Consider the following 14,756-nt stretch of genomic DNA (forward strand, 5'->3'; position numbering starts at 1 on the left):
CCATCGCCCAAGCCATCATTGAGCCGTTGGGCTTGGAGACTTTCGAGTGGGCATCCAACGCGAAGGTGCGCGATGTCCTCGGCGGCCTCGGCATTGTTGACCTAGGGCTAGACACCCCTGTGGGCTCGCTCTCCGGTGGTGAGCGCCGCCGCGTCAACCTGGCTGCCGCACTCGTTCAAGACCTCGACATCGTGGTGCTCGATGAGCCGACCAACCACCTCGACGTCGAAGGTGTGCAATGGCTGGCCAGCCACCTGCTTTCGCGCAAGCTAGCGGTCGTCGTCGTCACGCACGACCGCTGGTTCCTCGACACCGTGGCCACCACTACCTGGGAGGTGCACGACGGTGTCGTCGATGCCTACGAGGGTGGCTATAACGACTGGACCTTTGCCCGCGCCGAGCGCGCCCGCCAAGCCGATGCTATTGAGCAGCGCCGGCAGAACTTGGCCCGCAAGGAGCTGGCGTGGCTGCGTCGCGGAGCGCCGGCGCGTACCTCGAAGCCGCGCTATCGCATCGAGGCAGCCGAGGCACTCATCGCCGACGTCCCCGCACCGCGCGACAAGGTCGAGCTCATGGCCTTTTCCAAGCAGCGCCAGGGACGAGTCGTCATTGAGCTCGAGGACGCAAAGGTCACAACCCCGGACGGTCGCACGCTCGTGGATCACCTCACCTGGCGCTTGGCGCCGGGCGAGCGCATCGGCCTCGTTGGTGTTAACGGTTCGGGCAAGACCACGCTGCTGCGCGCCCTTGCTGGTGAAGTCGAGCTTGCCGCTGGCAAGCGCATCGAGGGCAAGACGGTGCGCCTGGGCTGGCTGCGCCAGGAGCTCGATGATCTGGATCCGGAGCGCCGGCTTCTCGACGCCGTCGAAGACGTCGCCACCTACGTTCACCTAGGCAAGAAGGAACTGTCCGCGTCCCAGCTCGCGGAGCGCCTGGGTTTTTCCGCCAAGCGCCAGCGCACGCCGGTCGGCGACCTCTCCGGCGGTGAGCGCCGCCGTCTGCAGCTGACCCGCGTGCTTATGGCGGAGCCAAACGTGCTGCTTCTCGACGAGCCCACGAACGACCTCGACATCGATACTCTCCAGGAGCTGGAGTCTCTTCTGGACTCGTGGCCGGGCACCTTGGTGGTCATCTCGCACGACCGCTACCTCATCGAGCGCATCGCGGATAACACCTATGCGCTGTTTGGGGATGGCAAGCTCACCAACCTGCCGGGCGGAATCGAGGAATACCTGCGCCGCCGTCAGGAGATGGAGGCCGCCACCGCCCGCGGCGTCCTTGATTTAGGAGAAGCCTCCAAGAACTCTGACGAGCAGAGCGCGGATGCCGCCCCGGCCAAGCGGTTGAGCTCCCAGGAAGAGCGCGAGCTGACCAAGAAGATGAATGCGCTGGAGCGCAAGATGGGCAAGCTCGACGATAAGACGGCGAAGCTGAACGAAAAGATGGCGGTGGCTGCAGAGAAGATGTCCTCCGGTGAGGGGGACAGCGGTGAGCTAGCGAAGCTCGACTCCGAGCTCAAGGCCATTGCCTCTGAGCGCGAAGAGCTAGAAATGGAATGGCTGGAGTTGGGGGAGAAGCTCGAGGGGTAGGCCCAGCCCTACCCGAAGAGAGCCGCGATGCCCAGCATCGCCGGCAGCGAGAGGAAGGTGGTGAGGAAGACCGTATCGCGCGCCACCGTTTCTCCCGACTGGTAGGTCGCGGCATAGTTGTAGACGTTCTGTGCGGTCGGAAGCGCGGCCAAGATCAGCGCTGTGTAGAGCTCGTTGCCGCTCAGCCCCAACGCCAAGCCGGCCGCCAGCGCAATCGCCGGCATAGCAATGAGCTTGAGAACCGTGGCGGTAATCGTCGGCAGGCGGTCAACGGCTAACAGCCCGTCGCCGGTGAGTGAGGCGCCAAAGCTCATCAGGATCATCGGGATGGAGGCACCACCAAGGATCTCGAGCGGAGCCATAATGACGTCGGGGACGTGCCAGCCTGCGGCGGACACGATGAAGCCGGCGATCGCCGCGATGACCACTGGGGCTGTCAACCCTGAGACCACGGAACTTAAAATCGAACGCAGGCTTGTTCCCTGGGCGTTGAGGCCGGCAATGATGAAGGGCGAGAGGACTGCCATTTGCAGCACGAGCGCTGGCACCACAAAGGTGGCATCACCGATGACATAGGTGGCGATGGGCAGCCCGATGTTGACCGAGTTGTAGTAACTGGCCGCGGCCGCGCCGGCCATGGTTTCCGCTCCGCTACGCCGGAAGAATAACGCGCTCAGCACCCAATACAAGGCCATCGTGGCGACCGAAGCTATCGCGATGACGGCGACAACCGGCGAGGCAAAGGCCGAGGTGTCAGAGGTGGCCACGCTGGAAAAGATCAGCGCTGGGGTCGCCGCCCAGAACGCCGTGCGATTGAACTGCAGGCGCGCCTCACCTTCGCCGATAACGCCGCGCCGAGCCATGATGAAGCCCACGCCGATAACCACAAAAATGATGGCGAAACCGGTTAAGACGTCCAGCAACAGTGATCACCTTTCGGATACTCGTTAAAAAATCCATACTAAAGCCAGCCTTGGCTATTCTTCCATGCCGGCATGCAGCCACCGGCAAGTGATAACAAAGTGGTATCGAAAATCCCACATGAGCGGGAAGTCTTTTTCCGCCGAAGCATTTTTGTGGCACGGTGGAAGGCATGAATTCTTTCCGTCGTGTTTCCCGCATGTCCGCCACCGCCGCCGTGGCAGCTACCCTCACCACTGCTCTGTCGGTGTCCGCTGCCCAGGCCGCCCCGGTTAACTCCTCTTCCGCACAGCTGCAGGACGTAAACCAGCTGTCTTCCCAGGCCGTTGAGCAGGTCAACTCTTTAGAGATCGAGCTGCCTGCGCAGGCCTATGACCTGGCGAAGCAGTTTAACGTCCAGTTGCCGGGCTTCATTAAGAAGCCGACCCCGGCCGTCGCCGGCGAACTCGTTGGTGCTACCCACGCCCACCTGCTCAAGCAGGGCCACCACGAGGATGCCAACGCCAAGAACATCGCGCAGGAGTGGGCAAACCAGGCAGCAGCTGGCAAGGTCACCTTCCACGACAATGCAGGCGATGGGCTGACCCACCTGGAGGAGGGCAGCGGCAACATTTACAAGCTCACCGAATCTGAGGCCAAGGAGCGCGTGGACTGGCTCAACCGCGACGTGCCCGTGACCAAGACGGATGGCACCGGCTTCGGCGTCGCCCAAGCTTTTGACGGAACCTACGTCTATGTGGCGGAGTACTTCTTCAACAAATAATCCTCCCGAGAGGCTCTTTTTAAGGCCCTGCTGGAATTGGGCTAGCTCAGTTCAGCCATTGGCGGGGCCTTCTGCACGTTTTCGTGGAGAAGGTTACAGTGGGGCCCATGATTTTGATCAACGTACAGTTCCACGTCAAGCCCGAGTATGCCGAGACCTTCCTCGACGAGATCGACTGGTACACCAAGGCCTGCCAGGCTGAGCCCGGCTGTATCGATTTCAAGTGGTTCCACGATCCGGAAGACAAGCAGCGCTTCCTGCTCCTCGAGTCCTACAAGGACGGCACCGACGTTGACCACGTCAACACCGAGCACTTCAAGCGCTCCTGCGAGGAGCTCCCGAAGTACCTGGTGGAGACGCCGGACATCATCAACACTCACATCGATGGAAAGACCAATTGGGATAAGATGGCTGAATTCTCCGTATAGGAGAGTGAGCAGCTTGGCTTCCAGTAAGAAGGAAGCACACAAGTAACGGCGAAGCGAGAACGGCCGGGGAGGCACATCCCCGGCCGTTTTCTATGTGCTCAGACCTAGAGGCGAATCACGTCAACTGCCCGAGTTGCCAAAACATGTGCTCCCGCCGCAGGATCTGGCCAGAACTTTGTCAACTTTGGCAGTGCTGCTGGGACAATGCTGCTAGCGCACTGCCCTGATTGGAGAGCAGCTGACTCGAGAGCGGCCGAAGGCTAGAGCGAGCAGGCCGTGGTGCTGGACTTGTCCCCGTTGGCGTACTGCTCGAGGGCGTCGGAAAGCGCCTGCACATACAGCGCTGCGCCCTCGGCCTGTGGGTGCACGCCGTCGTCGTAGAGCAACGCCGGGTTCTCTTGGGCCATGCCGCACCAGTCGGCCACGTAGACGTTGTCGTGCTCCTTTGCGGCCTCGATAATCTCTGCGCGCGCCTGACCCATCCAGTCGCGCTCGCCGTAGGGCACGACGAGGATAACCGTGCGATCGGAACCGAGGATGGTGAGGAGCTCGTCCATCTCGCCGTCCGCAGCCGGCCCGTTCGTTCCCAGCCCCACAAAGACGGTGGAACGTAGCTGTTCAGAGTCCTTCAGCTGTCGAATCGCAGGAATCGCCTCCCCATACTGGCGGGAAACCGCCGCATCGATGAGGATTCCGGGGAAGCGCTCGTTGAGGGCTTCGGAAGCAGCAAGCATGACCGAATCACCCACCGCGTTGATCTCCGTGCCCGCAGGTAGCGCCCGCTTCTCCTTCGGCTTCGTGGTTTCTGTCGGCGTTGCTGGGGCCGATGCGGCGGTCTGCTCATTGGCCTGCGACATGCGCTCCAATTCTCGCTCGAGCTCGGTCTGGTCCTGTGACGTGACCAGCCCATAGGCCACGCCCAGCGCCGAGAGGATCACCATGGCGGGCACGGCAGGCCACATGGCCTTGCCGAAACCGTCTTTCATCTCGGCCACAGTGGGGCGCGAGGCCCAATAGGTGCGCCACGTGGCGACATATCCGGCGCGGCGGAAGGGGTTCTCAACGAACTGATACGTCACCTCAGCCAGCAGGCAGGACACGGGAAGCGCGAGTAGTCCCAGCAGCCACGCCGGGGCATCAGACAGCTCGCGGAGGATCATCACCACCGGCCAATGCCACAGGTACAGCGAGAAGGAACGCTGGCCCAGCCACCGCATCACCCGGGTGCGGAAGAGCCATGTGAGTGGTCCGGTCTCACGCACCACGCCCCAGATCATTGCCGCGCCGAGGAGGCTGGTGAGGACCAGGCCGCCGCGGTAGGTGAACTCAAGGTCCGCGCCCATCCACACCAGCTGCGCCAGGTATCCGATTAAGGCAAAGGACCCGATGGTGCCGGCGATAACGCCTGTGCTTGTCGACGCCCACGAATCCGCCTTTGCCTCCTTCGACGTCGAGGTGAGTAGAAGGGATAAAAGCGCACCGATGAGGAGGCCGAAGGCATGGGTATCGGTGCCGTAATAAACACGTGTGGGGTCTTCGCCCGGAGTGAACAGCAGCGCCATCGCGGCAGCGGAGGCGGCGGCGAGGACAAGAGAAAGCGCGATGGGCAGGCGCTTGGGCTGGCGCCGCGACAGAGCAAAAGCTCCAAACATCAGTAGGGGCCACAGGAGGTAGAATTGCTCCTCAACCGCTAGGGACCAGTAGTGGGCAAAGACTTGCACCTCATTGGGTGCAAAGTAGGTCTGGCTGGTGGCGATCTGGGTCCAGTTGTTGACGAAGAAGAAGGTCCCCAAGAATTGTTCCCGGATCCCCACGGCGAGGTCCCCGCCAATCATGGCGACGAGGGCCGTGCACAGGCATAAGACGACGAGCGCAGCCGGAAGGATACGCCGGAAGCGCCGGACCCAGAAGTCGGTGAGGCTGATGCGCCCGCTCACGGCGAATTCGCGCACGAGCAGCGAGGTAATGAGGAAGCCGGAGAGGACAAAGAACATATCCACGCCGAGGTATCCGCCGGGGAGCAGATCCCCGAAGAAGTGGTAGAGCACGACCGCCAAGACCGCGAGACCGCGCAGCCCATCCAAGCCCGGTACCGGGCGCAGGCGCGCGCGACGCTGGCGCGTGACGGTGGCAGATTCCTTTGGCACCGCTGGAGTGTCAGCGCCCTTCGTGTTGTCCTGTCGCGCGGCTTGGCGCTGTTCCCGGGAGGGGCGTGGTGTTTTGAGCTGCTTGCTCGTCGGTGTGCCGACGGGCTGCGAGCGCCGCGCCAAGGCGCGCGATATCTCATTCTCAGGCCGTGGTTCGGGGGAACTCTCGGCGGGTGTGGGCTGAGCTGGGGGCTGCGAAGCGGCCTTGGCGATCCGCTCGACAGGCTGAGCCGGACGGGGCTGTTCGTCGCACTGCGGCCGGGTAGATTGAATACGCTGTGGCCGCGTAGCGCGCGGGAGCGGGCGGCGGCGCGGCGAGGGGGTTTCCTCGGCGGCCTCGCGGGCTTTGTGCAGCTTGGCCTTGCGCACAGCGGATGCCTTGGGGAGGGACCCCGGGTCCAGCTCAAGGGAGGTGTCCGTGGCCCGACGAGGGACACGGGGCCCAGGGGATCGCAGGAACTTCTTCACTGAACACTCCACACGTAAGGGATCGGGGGTCTAGGGAACCGGGGTAATCCTACTCGGGTGGTGGCAGAGAATCGGGAAGGTTTCCTGGGAGCGTGTTAGGTGCGCAGAAGCTGGCGCAGCACCGTGCTCACACCATTGTCGGTATTGGCAGGCGCGATAATATCCGCTATTTCCTTCAGCTTCGGATGCGCGTTGTCCATGGCGACAGCCGTCCCAGCGGCGCGCAGCATTTCGAGGTCATTGAGGTAGTCACCGAAGGCCACGGTGGCGGTGATTGGAACGTTGGCAAGTTCAGCGAGCTTGAGCAAGGCTGCGCCTTTATCCACGCCGCGGGCCATGACATCGAGCCAGACCTTGCCCGATACCGCCACGTTGTCCTCCGGTACGGCGCGACGAATCGGCTCGTAGAGGTGAGCCTCGGAACCGGATTCGCAGAAGATGGCGATCTTGATGATGTCGCTATTGGGGACGTCGTCCAAGTCGTCGACCCACGTGACCGCCTTGTAATACTTGGAAATCTCCGCGCGTGCTGCCTGCGTGACATCCCGCGCCACGTAGGCGGTCTCCGGGGAACACAGAACGACGGTGTGCGCCTCGCTGATGGAGGCTGCGGCCTCGCGCGCCGCGCGCACGGTTTCTTCCTGCAGCGGGAAGGTGGCGATGATCTCGCCGCCGCGCAGGATCACCGAGCCGTTCTCGGCAATGAATGTGCCGCCCTTCGGGAACATGTCCTGTAGGGTGGCCAGCTGGCGTCCTGAGGCCGGAACCAGCTCGCAGCCGCGGGCAGTGGCGAGCTCCTCAAGCTCTGAAAAGTCTGCGGGCAGCTGACCGTGGGCATCGAGGAGGGTGCCGTCCATGTCAAGAGCAACAAGCTGTGGGGGCAAGAATTTCACACCAATCTGAAGGTTGGGTTTAGAAGTAGGGGTCGATGTTAAAACCAGCCTCAAAAACAGGTGGCTGAAACATGTGTGATATGGAACACTGGTGCGCATGACTACGACTGATCCAGTACTCGTTTCCGTCCGCAACCATACCGGAGTCCTCGAACTCAATCGGCCGAAGGCCCTGAACTCGTTGACCCCGGACATGATCGATATCATCCGCCGCTCCCTCGAAACGTGGGCGCAGGACGATGAGATTGAGCAGGTCCTGATTTACTCCAATAGCCCTAAGGCATTTTGCGCGGGCGGCGATGTGCGTCACGCGCGGGAGGGAATCGCGGAAGGCAAGCTGGAGGAGGTCGATGCCTTCTTCGCCAGCGAGTACCTCACTAACGGTGATATCGCAGAGTTCCCGAAGCCCTATATCGCCGTCATCGACGGTGTTGTCATGGGCGGTGGATTGGGCATTTCCCTGCACGGCTCGCACCGCGTGGTGACGGAAAAGGCCTTCGCCTCGATGCCGGAGATGAACATCGGCTATGTCACCGACGTCGGTGTGGCCTATGCGGCCCAGCGCATGGTGGGCACCCGCGGTATCGCCTCACCGGGCTTGGCCAAGTTCTGGGGTCTTAGTGGATACCGCATGTATGCCGCAGACATGTTGTGGACTGGCGTGGCAACCCACGTTGTCAAGGATGCACACGAGCTGATTGAGGCCGCCATTGAGCGCGGTATTGATGCCGCGCTGGAGGACCTCGCCCTGCCCGCACCCGAAGAGCCCGCCCCGCTGGAGCAGGTGGCCAAGGACCTGGAGGAGACGTTTGCCCTGCCAACGTGGGAGGAAATCTCCGCGGAGCTGGACAAGCGCCCGCTCATTGCCGGTGAGGTCCGCCGCCTTATGGCAGGGGCGTGCCCAGCTGCCATTATCGCGGCTAACGAGCTTTATGAGGCAGAGGCCGGTGTCGACGACATTCGCGAGGCCCTCCTTTTGGAACTCAAGCTGGGCATGCACATGTACCGCCGTCCCGACTTTTCTGAGGGCGTGCGCGCGGTACTAGTGGACAAGACCCAGGACGCAGCGTTTAACCCGGCCACCACAGAGGAGGTTGACGTCGAGGAGTTCCGCGCCGTGCTGAACTCCTAACGCTCCCAGCCGCTCACGCACTCAGCGCTGTCCGAGCACTTATAGGGGGCGCGCCCGGTGGTAGGCAGCGCGCGCCCGCTGCTCGTCCACGCCTGCCGGCACCGCAACGTTGAGGGTGGCTTGCGTGGCCGCCGGAGTCGGTGCGGGGAGGTGGAACGCGGGGGCATCGGACAGCGCGAGGCCTTGGCGGCCGTCGGGAAGCTGCACTGGCAGCAAGGTCCACAGGCCCAGAACTGGCATGGCCAGCTGTGGCAAGCGTGCAGAGCGTGCCTCAGTGATGGACACGCGGGCCCGAATCAACTCGGGGATAGCCTGGTCATATCCGAAGCGGCGCAGGTTCGCCGCTGCTTGGGCGGACATGGAGCTGGACAGCTCATCTGCCCAGGCCCAGGTGAAGGCGTTCGTGGAGGCGTCGATCGTCGCGATGAGGTGCGCGGGCACCGTGAGCGAGCCGTAATCGGAGTTCACCACGGTCCGCGACGTAACAGGATCAAGGTCCGCCCACAGGTTGGGGAAGCGGGCCTCCAAGAAGAAGTTGTGCTCGGTGGCGAGGAAGTGGGCGTCGGCCAACACTTCGCGCGCGCTGAGCCCAACGCGGCCCGGGGCCTGGGGGAGAGCCACGATCCGGGAGCCGTGGAAAAGCGCGAGATTTTCCGCGTGGCTCTGCGGAATGCCCAGGTAGGAGGACAACTCGGCGGTGGCTAGGCGCTCGTCGACCCCACCGGCGACGTCCCCTGAGTGCTCAATTCCGGCCAGGATGCTCACCCGAGGATCCGGGTTAATCTCCGCGAAATCGACGGCGACCAATGCTTCGCCATCGCCCTGTGGGACGCGGACAACAGGCCGGTCGCCCACCAGCCGTCGTGCCAAGCCGCGCAGCAGGGCAGAGTCAGGTTGTGGCCCGTGGAATTCCGGCTGCGGTGCGTGCTCTGCCATGCCGGTGGCCCAGCGAAGCTCCCCGTTGTGGATGGTGGCAAGACGCAGTCCATCGAAATCATAGACCCCGGAATCAGTGCTAAAACGCACGACGGCGCGCTGATCCAGGTCTGGCTGCCCTTCCTCCGAGGCTGCTGATACGGAATCGGTGGGAATGAAATTCACCTCGACGTCGCGAACGACGCCTAGGCGTGAGGCAAACGTGGCGTCGATGCCGGCTTGGATAAAGGCGCCAGCGGAGTACAGGTTCTGGGCTGAATCCATGGGTCTCCTTGACTAGTTTGTATTCCTGCGGAAGGGGTGCTCGATGGCCTCCTCGTAGGCCTGAAGGAGGGCTTGGGTGGATTCTACCCAGGAATGTTTTTCAGCTTCGCGGCGGGCGGCCTGTCCCATCTGCGCCCGGCGGGAGGAATCACGCAGGAGGCCGAGAGCGGCGCTGGCCCACGCGGTGTCGTCAGCGTCGGGCTCGATGAGATGTCCTGTGACGCCTTCTTCGATAACGAAGGGGATGCCGCCGGCATTCGTGCCGATGACCGGAACCCCAGAGGCGAAGGACTCGAGAGCCACGAGTCCCAAGGTCTCTGTGGCGGAGGGGAAGAGGAAGACATCCCCCACGGCGAAGGCGGCGGCGAGCTCCTCGCCGGAGAGGTAGCCCGTGAATACGGTGTGCGCAGGATCGAAGTTGGACTTGAGCTCCTCCAAGGCGGGGCCATCGCCGACGATGGCCAGGCGGGCGTCGCTAAGCTGTGCCCTCACCAGTTCCATCACGTGATCGAGGCGTTCCAAGTCCTTCTCCTTGGAGACGCGGCCGATATAGGTCACCAACGGGGAATCCGGGTTACCGTCGGTCAGGCGCTCGCGCATCTGTTCCGTGGCGCGACTGGGGTGATAGGTCTGCGTATCAACAGCCTTGGGCCACAGCTGCACGTTGCGGATCCCCATCATCCGAGCCTTATCCACCATGGGGCCGGAGGTGCACAGGTTCACCGCAGCCTGGTTGTGCAGATACTTCAGCGCGGCTTCGGTCAGCGGCCTAGTCCACCCAATCCCCAGCGCTTCAACGTACTCGGGGACATTGGTGTGGAAGCTGGCTACCAGCGGTACGGCATCGCGCTGCGCGGCAAAGACGCCGAGGGCCGCGGTCCAAATGGGGTTGACCGCGTGGATGACATCGGGATCGAAATCCCGGATCTCTTTGAAGAATTTCCACGAGGGCAAACCGAATTTAATCTCCGGGTAGACCCACAGCGACAAACTGGGGATGCGGGTGACCTCGAAGCCGGCATAGGTGTCAGGGGCCTTGCCTGTGGCAAAAATCCGCACCTCGTGGCCCATCGCGGACAGCTGGTCCAGCGTGCGCGTCAGGCGCGTGACCACGCCGTCGATCTTGGGCAGGAAGACCTCGGTAACGATAGCGATGCGCACGAAGGTTTAAGCCTCCGCAGCGTCAGCGCCGTTGGCCAAGGCTTCGGGAACACCAGCGTGCTGCTGGCGCGTCCATAGCGACTGGGCTGGAATCTTGGAGCGGTCAGCACGGTCGGCGTACTTACGCGCGACTTCCTCCACCTCGTGGAGCAACCCCTCCGACAAAGTGGTCGGCTCCAGGCCGAGCTCGAGGAAAGTGTCGTTGGTGACGTGGAGTTCATTCTCTGCGGATTCCTTGCGCGGGTTCGGCACATAAGCCACTTCCACACCAGAGATCTTCGCCAGTAGTTCTGCCAGGTCACGCACGCGGTGGGTTTCGGTCATCTGGTTGATGATCTTGACGCGCTCGCCGCGTGCCGGCGGATTCTGCAGGGCTAGCTCGATGCAGCGCACCATGTCACGAATGTGAATAAAAGCGCGGGTCTGTCCGCCGGTGCCGTGCACGGTCAGCGGATAACCAATGCCGGCCTGAATGAGGAAGCGGTTGAGCACCGTTCCGTAGTCGCCGTCATAGTCAAAGCGGTTGATGAGGCGCTCGTCCTTCTGGGTCTGCTCCGTGTGCGTGCCCCAGATGATGCCCTGGTGCAGATCGGTGATACGCAGCTCATCGTTCTTGGCGTAGTAGGCAAAGAGGTGCTGGTCTAGCACCTTCGTCATGTGGTAGACCGAGCCGGGGTTGGAGGGGTAGAGGATTTGCTGCTTGACGACGCCATTCTCGCCCGCATCCACCTGCACATCCAGGTAGCCCTCCGGAATCTTCATGCCGACGGTGCCGTAGCCGTAGACACCCATGGTGCCCAAGTGGGCGACGTGGATATCTTGCTCAGATTCCACGATGGCGGCGAGCAAGTTGTGGGTGGCGTTGATGTTGTTATCCACCGTGTAGCGTTTGGTGCGCGAATTCTTCATGGAATAGGGGGCGGCGCGCTGCTCAGCGAAGTGCACCACCGCATCCGGGCGTTCGGTATTCAGGAACTCCAGCAAGCCGTCGTAGTCCTGGGCCACGTCGAGGTTACGGAAGCCGATGGTCTTGCCGGAAACCTCGGTCCACGCGGCCAGGCGATCCTCAATGGAGGCGATGGGTGTTAAGGATTCCGCGCCCAACTCCTCATCGATGGCGCGCCGGGAGAGGTTATCCACGATGATGACATCATGGCCTTGGTCGGAGAGATAGAGGGAAGCGGGCCAACCGCAGAAGCCGTCTCCGCCGAGAATCGCTACCTTCATTTTTTGTCTCTCCACTTCTTGGGTCGGGGTCAAAACGTGCTGTACCAGCAGGGGTCTAGTCTATGTTGACACGCGTAAGTTTGGGGTGCGTTACGTGGCACACTTTTTTCGAACATACCGTTTGCTCGCCTGCGTCGGGGGCGCGCGGGGTAAACAGTAGATGAATGTTCTCTAAGAGCCTGTAGACTAGCCCGCATGCTTGAAGCCGTGCTGAATGCCTTCGCCGATTCCGTCAACGCGCTTCTCATCGGAATCCTGGTGGCCATCGGCATCATGCTTCCGCGGGGGAGCTACCGCAAGATCGCGGCCCTCGTCATCGTCGGTGACTGGTTCGGTGTGCTCACCGCCGCTGCTGTGGTGATGTTCGTCTTCGTCGGCATCCAGGACAAGGTGGCCGCCGCGCTGGAATCACCGCTGCTTGGTTGGGGTCTGGTGGTCATCGGCCTGGGGCTGGGCCTTCTGGCCTGGCGCTCCAAGGGCGAACCCAATGACATGGTGCAGAAACTCCTCGGCCCACTGCGCACGCCCTCGGCCAAGACTGTCGCGGTGGGCTATGCCATGGGCGTTATCCAGTCCTTGACCTCCGTACCCTTTTTCTATGGGCTGATGCACCTTGCTGCCGGGGATTTCAGCAACACCGTTAAATACGGTGGCCTCTTTTTCTACGCCACGTTTGCGCTCTCGCTGCCGACGGTGTGCGGGCTTTTCATCGCACTCGTGCGGGCGAAACCACAGTCCTGGGCCGGACGCGCCTTCGCGTGGGCGCGGGAGAACTCCGCAGCGGTTGCGCTTTGGAGCGGCTACGGAGTGGCCGCCTTCCTGGTGGTGATGGGTCTCGTTGCTCTTCTATAACGAGCCGGCTGGTGGGCAAGAGTTCAAAAGTGAACTGCCCTAGTTGCCAAAGTTCTGGTCAGTTTTTGCGGCGGACTCGGGAGTTTTGTCAACAACGGCAGTTGCGGTGCTAGTCGTAGAGGACGTCGTCGAGGGGGAGGGCGTCGCCAAGCGGCGCCTGATTCTGAGCAATGTCGACGTAGCGCGCGGCGTGCGGGATGAAGGCAGCGGATTCCTCAGGGCTCAACGCACGGCGCACCTTGGCGGGCACCCCGGCGGCCAAGGCGCCGGCGGGAATGTCCTGGCCTTCGAGCACCACCGCGCCGGCGGCGATGAGAGAGCCTGTGCCCACGGTGGAGCCGGAAAGCAAAGAAGACTTCATTCCAACCAGCGTGCCCGCGCCCACCCGCGTGCCGTGGAGCATGGCCATGTGGCCCACGGTGACGTCATCCTCCAGCACACACGGCGCAGTGGTTTCGACGTGGATGACGCAGTTGTCTTGGATATTGACGCGGGCGCCAAGGCGGATGGCACCAACATCTCCGCGCAGCACGCTGCCATAGAACACGGAAGAATCTGGCCCGATGGTGACGTCACCGATGATGGTGGCATTCGGCGCAATCCAGGCGCTGCGGTGGATGCGGGGAGTGTGCCCTTGGAAGGGGAGGATGAGCATGGCGGATTAGCTTTCTTCAGGGGGTGGGTTCGACGGACACAGCGAGTGACTCGGAAACTTCATAATCGCCGGGCTCCGCGTTGAGTTGGGACAGCGTCTCTCTTTCTGCAAGCGACAACGGGATGGCCCATCCCTTCTTGGGGTCGTGGACGGGACGCTGTTCTCTAGTCGTGGGGGAGAGATGCACCGTGGTCTGAGGGCCACGCAACTGCGCGGGCTCGCCGGAGCGCGCCACCTCACTGAGCACCTGCGCACCGGCAGGGGAGGTAACCAGGATGATGAGACCGCTCGCAGTGTGCACGGAAAGATGATCGAAAGAAACCTCGACGGCGTGGGGATCCGGGGAGGCCAAACGGACAGTGCTGGAGCCGCCAAGCTTGTCGACGGCATTCTTAACCGCAGAAAACAATCCCATGGCGCGATCCTAGCGCGGGGGTACCATCGGGCACTGTGATTGACGCGAAAGATACAGCACTCGTCATTGAAGGCGGCGGCATGCGCAATTCCTATACCGCCGCGTGCATCGTCAAGCTCCTAAAGGAGGAGGTGGAATTTGGCTGGGTTGGAGGTGTTTCCGCGGGCTCTTCACACACCGTGAACTTCCTCTCCCGCGACGTGAGCCGCTCGGAAGAATCCTTCGTGGATTTTGCCAAGAACCCCAGCTTCGGTGGCCTGGGTTCGCTGCTGCGCGGTAGCGGCTACTTCAATGCGGAGTTCATCTATGAGAAGGCCGCCGATCAGGACATGCCCTTTGACTGGGAAGCATTTCAGGCCAACCCGGCGCAGATGTGTATTTCCGCCGCGCGCGCCGATACCGGGGAGAGCGTGTACTGGGGGCGCAATGACATAAAGACACAAGAGGACCTGATGGTGCGCGTTCGCGCGTCTTCGACGTTGCCGCTGATCATGCCGATGCGTGTTATCGATGGCGCACCGTACGTCGACGGTGCGATGGGGGAATCCGGTGGCATCCTCATCGAGCAGGCGGAGAAGGCCGGCTTTGAAAAGTTCTTGTTCCTTGGCTCGAAACCGCGTGGCTACGTGCGGCCTGAGGTAGGGCGGCCCGCGGCGCTGCGACGAATCTTCCGAAAGTACCCTGCCGTGGCGGAGTCAATGATTGCCCGGCCGCCCCGGTACAACGCCTCCAAGGAGCGGCTTCTGGAGCTGGAAAAGGAGGGGCGTGCACAGCTTTTCTTCTCAGAGGATATGCAGGTGGCTTCGACCGAGCGCTCGGTGACTAAGCTGCGCGCGAACTATGAAGCCGGGCGCGCGCAGACCTATGCGGAATGGCCGGCGTGGAAGGAATTCCTCAGCAGTTAA

At 62.4% G+C, this 14,756-nt stretch carries 14 protein-coding genes; 6 read left to right on the forward strand and 8 right to left on the reverse strand.

Annotated features, from left to right (window positions below; genetic code table 11):
- The coding region (locus HMPREF2993_RS06540; protein WP_070701596.1) for an ABC-F family ATP-binding cassette domain-containing protein at positions 1 to 1,589 on the forward strand (1,589 nt) is incomplete at its 5' end.
- A gap of 8 nt (positions 1,590 to 1,597) precedes the next feature.
- Here HMPREF2993_RS06540 and HMPREF2993_RS06545 read toward each other — a convergent pair.
- Positions 1,598 to 2,512 (reverse strand): AEC family transporter, encoded by a 915-nt coding sequence (locus HMPREF2993_RS06545; protein WP_046646938.1) that lies wholly within the window; start codon positions 2,510 to 2,512, stop codon positions 1,598 to 1,600.
- Between the two features lie 170 nt (positions 2,513 to 2,682).
- On the opposite strand from HMPREF2993_RS06545, the gene HMPREF2993_RS06550 reads away from it, so the two are divergent.
- Together HMPREF2993_RS06550 and HMPREF2993_RS06555 are read left to right on the forward strand one after the other, a co-directional pair.
- Positions 2,683 to 3,273, forward strand: a complete 591-nt coding sequence (locus HMPREF2993_RS06550) for a hypothetical protein (protein WP_070510387.1) — start codon at positions 2,683 to 2,685, stop codon at positions 3,271 to 3,273.
- Positions 3,274 to 3,380: 107 nt separating this feature from the next.
- Positions 3,381 to 3,701: a putative quinol monooxygenase gene (locus tag HMPREF2993_RS06555; protein ID WP_070701598.1), complete on the forward strand. Its 321-nt coding sequence runs from the start codon at positions 3,381 to 3,383 to the stop codon at positions 3,699 to 3,701.
- A gap of 260 nt (positions 3,702 to 3,961) precedes the next feature.
- Here HMPREF2993_RS06555 and HMPREF2993_RS06560 read toward each other — a convergent pair whose 3' ends face one another.
- A complete protein-coding gene (locus HMPREF2993_RS06560) occupies positions 3,962 to 5,848 on the reverse strand; it encodes an acyltransferase family protein (RefSeq protein WP_070546199.1) in 1,887 nt (628 codons plus the stop codon).
- Between the two features lie 563 nt (positions 5,849 to 6,411).
- On the reverse strand, positions 6,412 to 7,209 hold the full coding sequence (locus HMPREF2993_RS06565; RefSeq protein ID WP_256380871.1) for an HAD-IIB family hydrolase: 798 nt from the start codon (positions 7,207 to 7,209) through the stop codon (positions 6,412 to 6,414).
- Positions 7,210 to 7,306: 97 nt separating this feature from the next.
- Between HMPREF2993_RS06565 and HMPREF2993_RS06570 the strand changes: the two genes are divergently transcribed.
- On the forward strand, positions 7,307 to 8,341 hold the full coding sequence (locus tag HMPREF2993_RS06570; protein WP_070510383.1) for an enoyl-CoA hydratase/isomerase family protein: 1,035 nt from the start codon (positions 7,307 to 7,309) through the stop codon (positions 8,339 to 8,341).
- Positions 8,342 to 8,380: 39 nt separating this feature from the next.
- Here HMPREF2993_RS06570 and HMPREF2993_RS06575 read toward each other — a convergent pair whose 3' ends face one another.
- Genes HMPREF2993_RS06575 through HMPREF2993_RS06585 form a run of 3 tightly spaced genes read right to left on the reverse strand, consistent with a single transcriptional unit; the run spans position 8,381 to position 11,929 of the window.
- A complete protein-coding gene (locus HMPREF2993_RS06575; RefSeq protein WP_070546186.1) occupies positions 8,381 to 9,541 on the reverse strand; it encodes a DUF6882 domain-containing protein in 1,161 nt (386 codons plus the stop codon).
- Positions 9,542 to 9,553: 12 nt separating this feature from the next.
- Positions 9,554 to 10,702 carry a glycosyltransferase family 4 protein gene (locus HMPREF2993_RS06580; protein WP_070701600.1) on the reverse strand — a complete coding sequence of 383 codons (1,149 nt, stop codon included), beginning with the start codon at positions 10,700 to 10,702 and terminating at the stop codon, positions 9,554 to 9,556.
- A 6-nt stretch (positions 10,703 to 10,708) separates the two neighbouring features.
- Positions 10,709 to 11,929 carry an NAD-dependent epimerase/dehydratase family protein gene (locus tag HMPREF2993_RS06585; RefSeq protein ID WP_070701602.1) on the reverse strand — a complete coding sequence of 407 codons (1,221 nt, stop codon included), beginning with the start codon at positions 11,927 to 11,929 and terminating at the stop codon, positions 10,709 to 10,711.
- 195 nt (positions 11,930 to 12,124) lie between these two features.
- Between HMPREF2993_RS06585 and HMPREF2993_RS06590 the strand changes: the two genes are divergently transcribed.
- Entirely contained in the window at positions 12,125 to 12,781 is a 657-nt protein-coding gene (locus tag HMPREF2993_RS06590; protein ID WP_070701604.1) for a sulfite exporter TauE/SafE family protein, read from the forward strand.
- A gap of 109 nt (positions 12,782 to 12,890) precedes the next feature.
- Here HMPREF2993_RS06590 and HMPREF2993_RS06595 read toward each other — a convergent pair whose 3' ends face one another.
- Together HMPREF2993_RS06595 and HMPREF2993_RS06600 are read right to left on the reverse strand one after the other, a co-directional pair.
- Positions 12,891 to 13,436 carry a gamma carbonic anhydrase family protein gene (locus tag HMPREF2993_RS06595; RefSeq protein WP_070701606.1) on the reverse strand — a complete coding sequence of 182 codons (546 nt, stop codon included), beginning with the start codon at positions 13,434 to 13,436 and terminating at the stop codon, positions 12,891 to 12,893.
- Positions 13,437 to 13,452: 16 nt separating this feature from the next.
- Positions 13,453 to 13,851 carry a hypothetical protein gene (locus tag HMPREF2993_RS06600; protein WP_046646927.1) on the reverse strand — a complete coding sequence of 133 codons (399 nt, stop codon included), beginning with the start codon at positions 13,849 to 13,851 and terminating at the stop codon, positions 13,453 to 13,455.
- A gap of 35 nt (positions 13,852 to 13,886) precedes the next feature.
- Here HMPREF2993_RS06600 and HMPREF2993_RS06605 point away from each other — a divergent pair, with 35 nt between their 5' ends.
- Positions 13,887 to 14,756: a patatin-like phospholipase family protein gene (locus HMPREF2993_RS06605; protein WP_070701608.1), complete on the forward strand. Its 870-nt coding sequence runs from the start codon at positions 13,887 to 13,889 to the stop codon at positions 14,754 to 14,756.

The sequence above is a fragment of the Corynebacterium sp. HMSC068G04 genome (assembly GCF_001814885.1).
In the GTDB taxonomy this organism is placed as follows: domain Bacteria; phylum Actinomycetota; class Actinomycetes; order Mycobacteriales; family Mycobacteriaceae; genus Corynebacterium; species Corynebacterium hiratae.

Coding starts and splice junctions, on each gene's coding strand:
- HMPREF2993_RS06550 (WP_070510387.1), top strand. CDS start 2,683: ATGAATTCTTTCCGTCGTGTTTCCCGCATGTCCGCCACCGCCGCCGTG.
- HMPREF2993_RS06555 (WP_070701598.1), top strand. CDS start 3,381: ATGATTTTGATCAACGTACAGTTCCACGTCAAGCCCGAGTATGCCGAG.
- HMPREF2993_RS06570 (WP_070510383.1), top strand. CDS start 7,307: ATGACTACGACTGATCCAGTACTCGTTTCCGTCCGCAACCATACCGGA.
- HMPREF2993_RS06575 (WP_070546186.1), bottom strand. CDS start 9,541: ATGGATTCAGCCCAGAACCTGTACTCCGCTGGCGCCTTTATCCAAGCC.
- HMPREF2993_RS06585 (WP_070701602.1), bottom strand. CDS start 11,929: ATGAAGGTAGCGATTCTCGGCGGAGACGGCTTCTGCGGTTGGCCCGCT.
- HMPREF2993_RS06590 (WP_070701604.1), top strand. CDS start 12,125: ATGCTTGAAGCCGTGCTGAATGCCTTCGCCGATTCCGTCAACGCGCTT.
- HMPREF2993_RS06595 (WP_070701606.1), bottom strand. CDS start 13,436: ATGCTCATCCTCCCCTTCCAAGGGCACACTCCCCGCATCCACCGCAGC.
- HMPREF2993_RS06600 (WP_046646927.1), bottom strand. CDS start 13,851: ATGGGATTGTTTTCTGCGGTTAAGAATGCCGTCGACAAGCTTGGCGGC.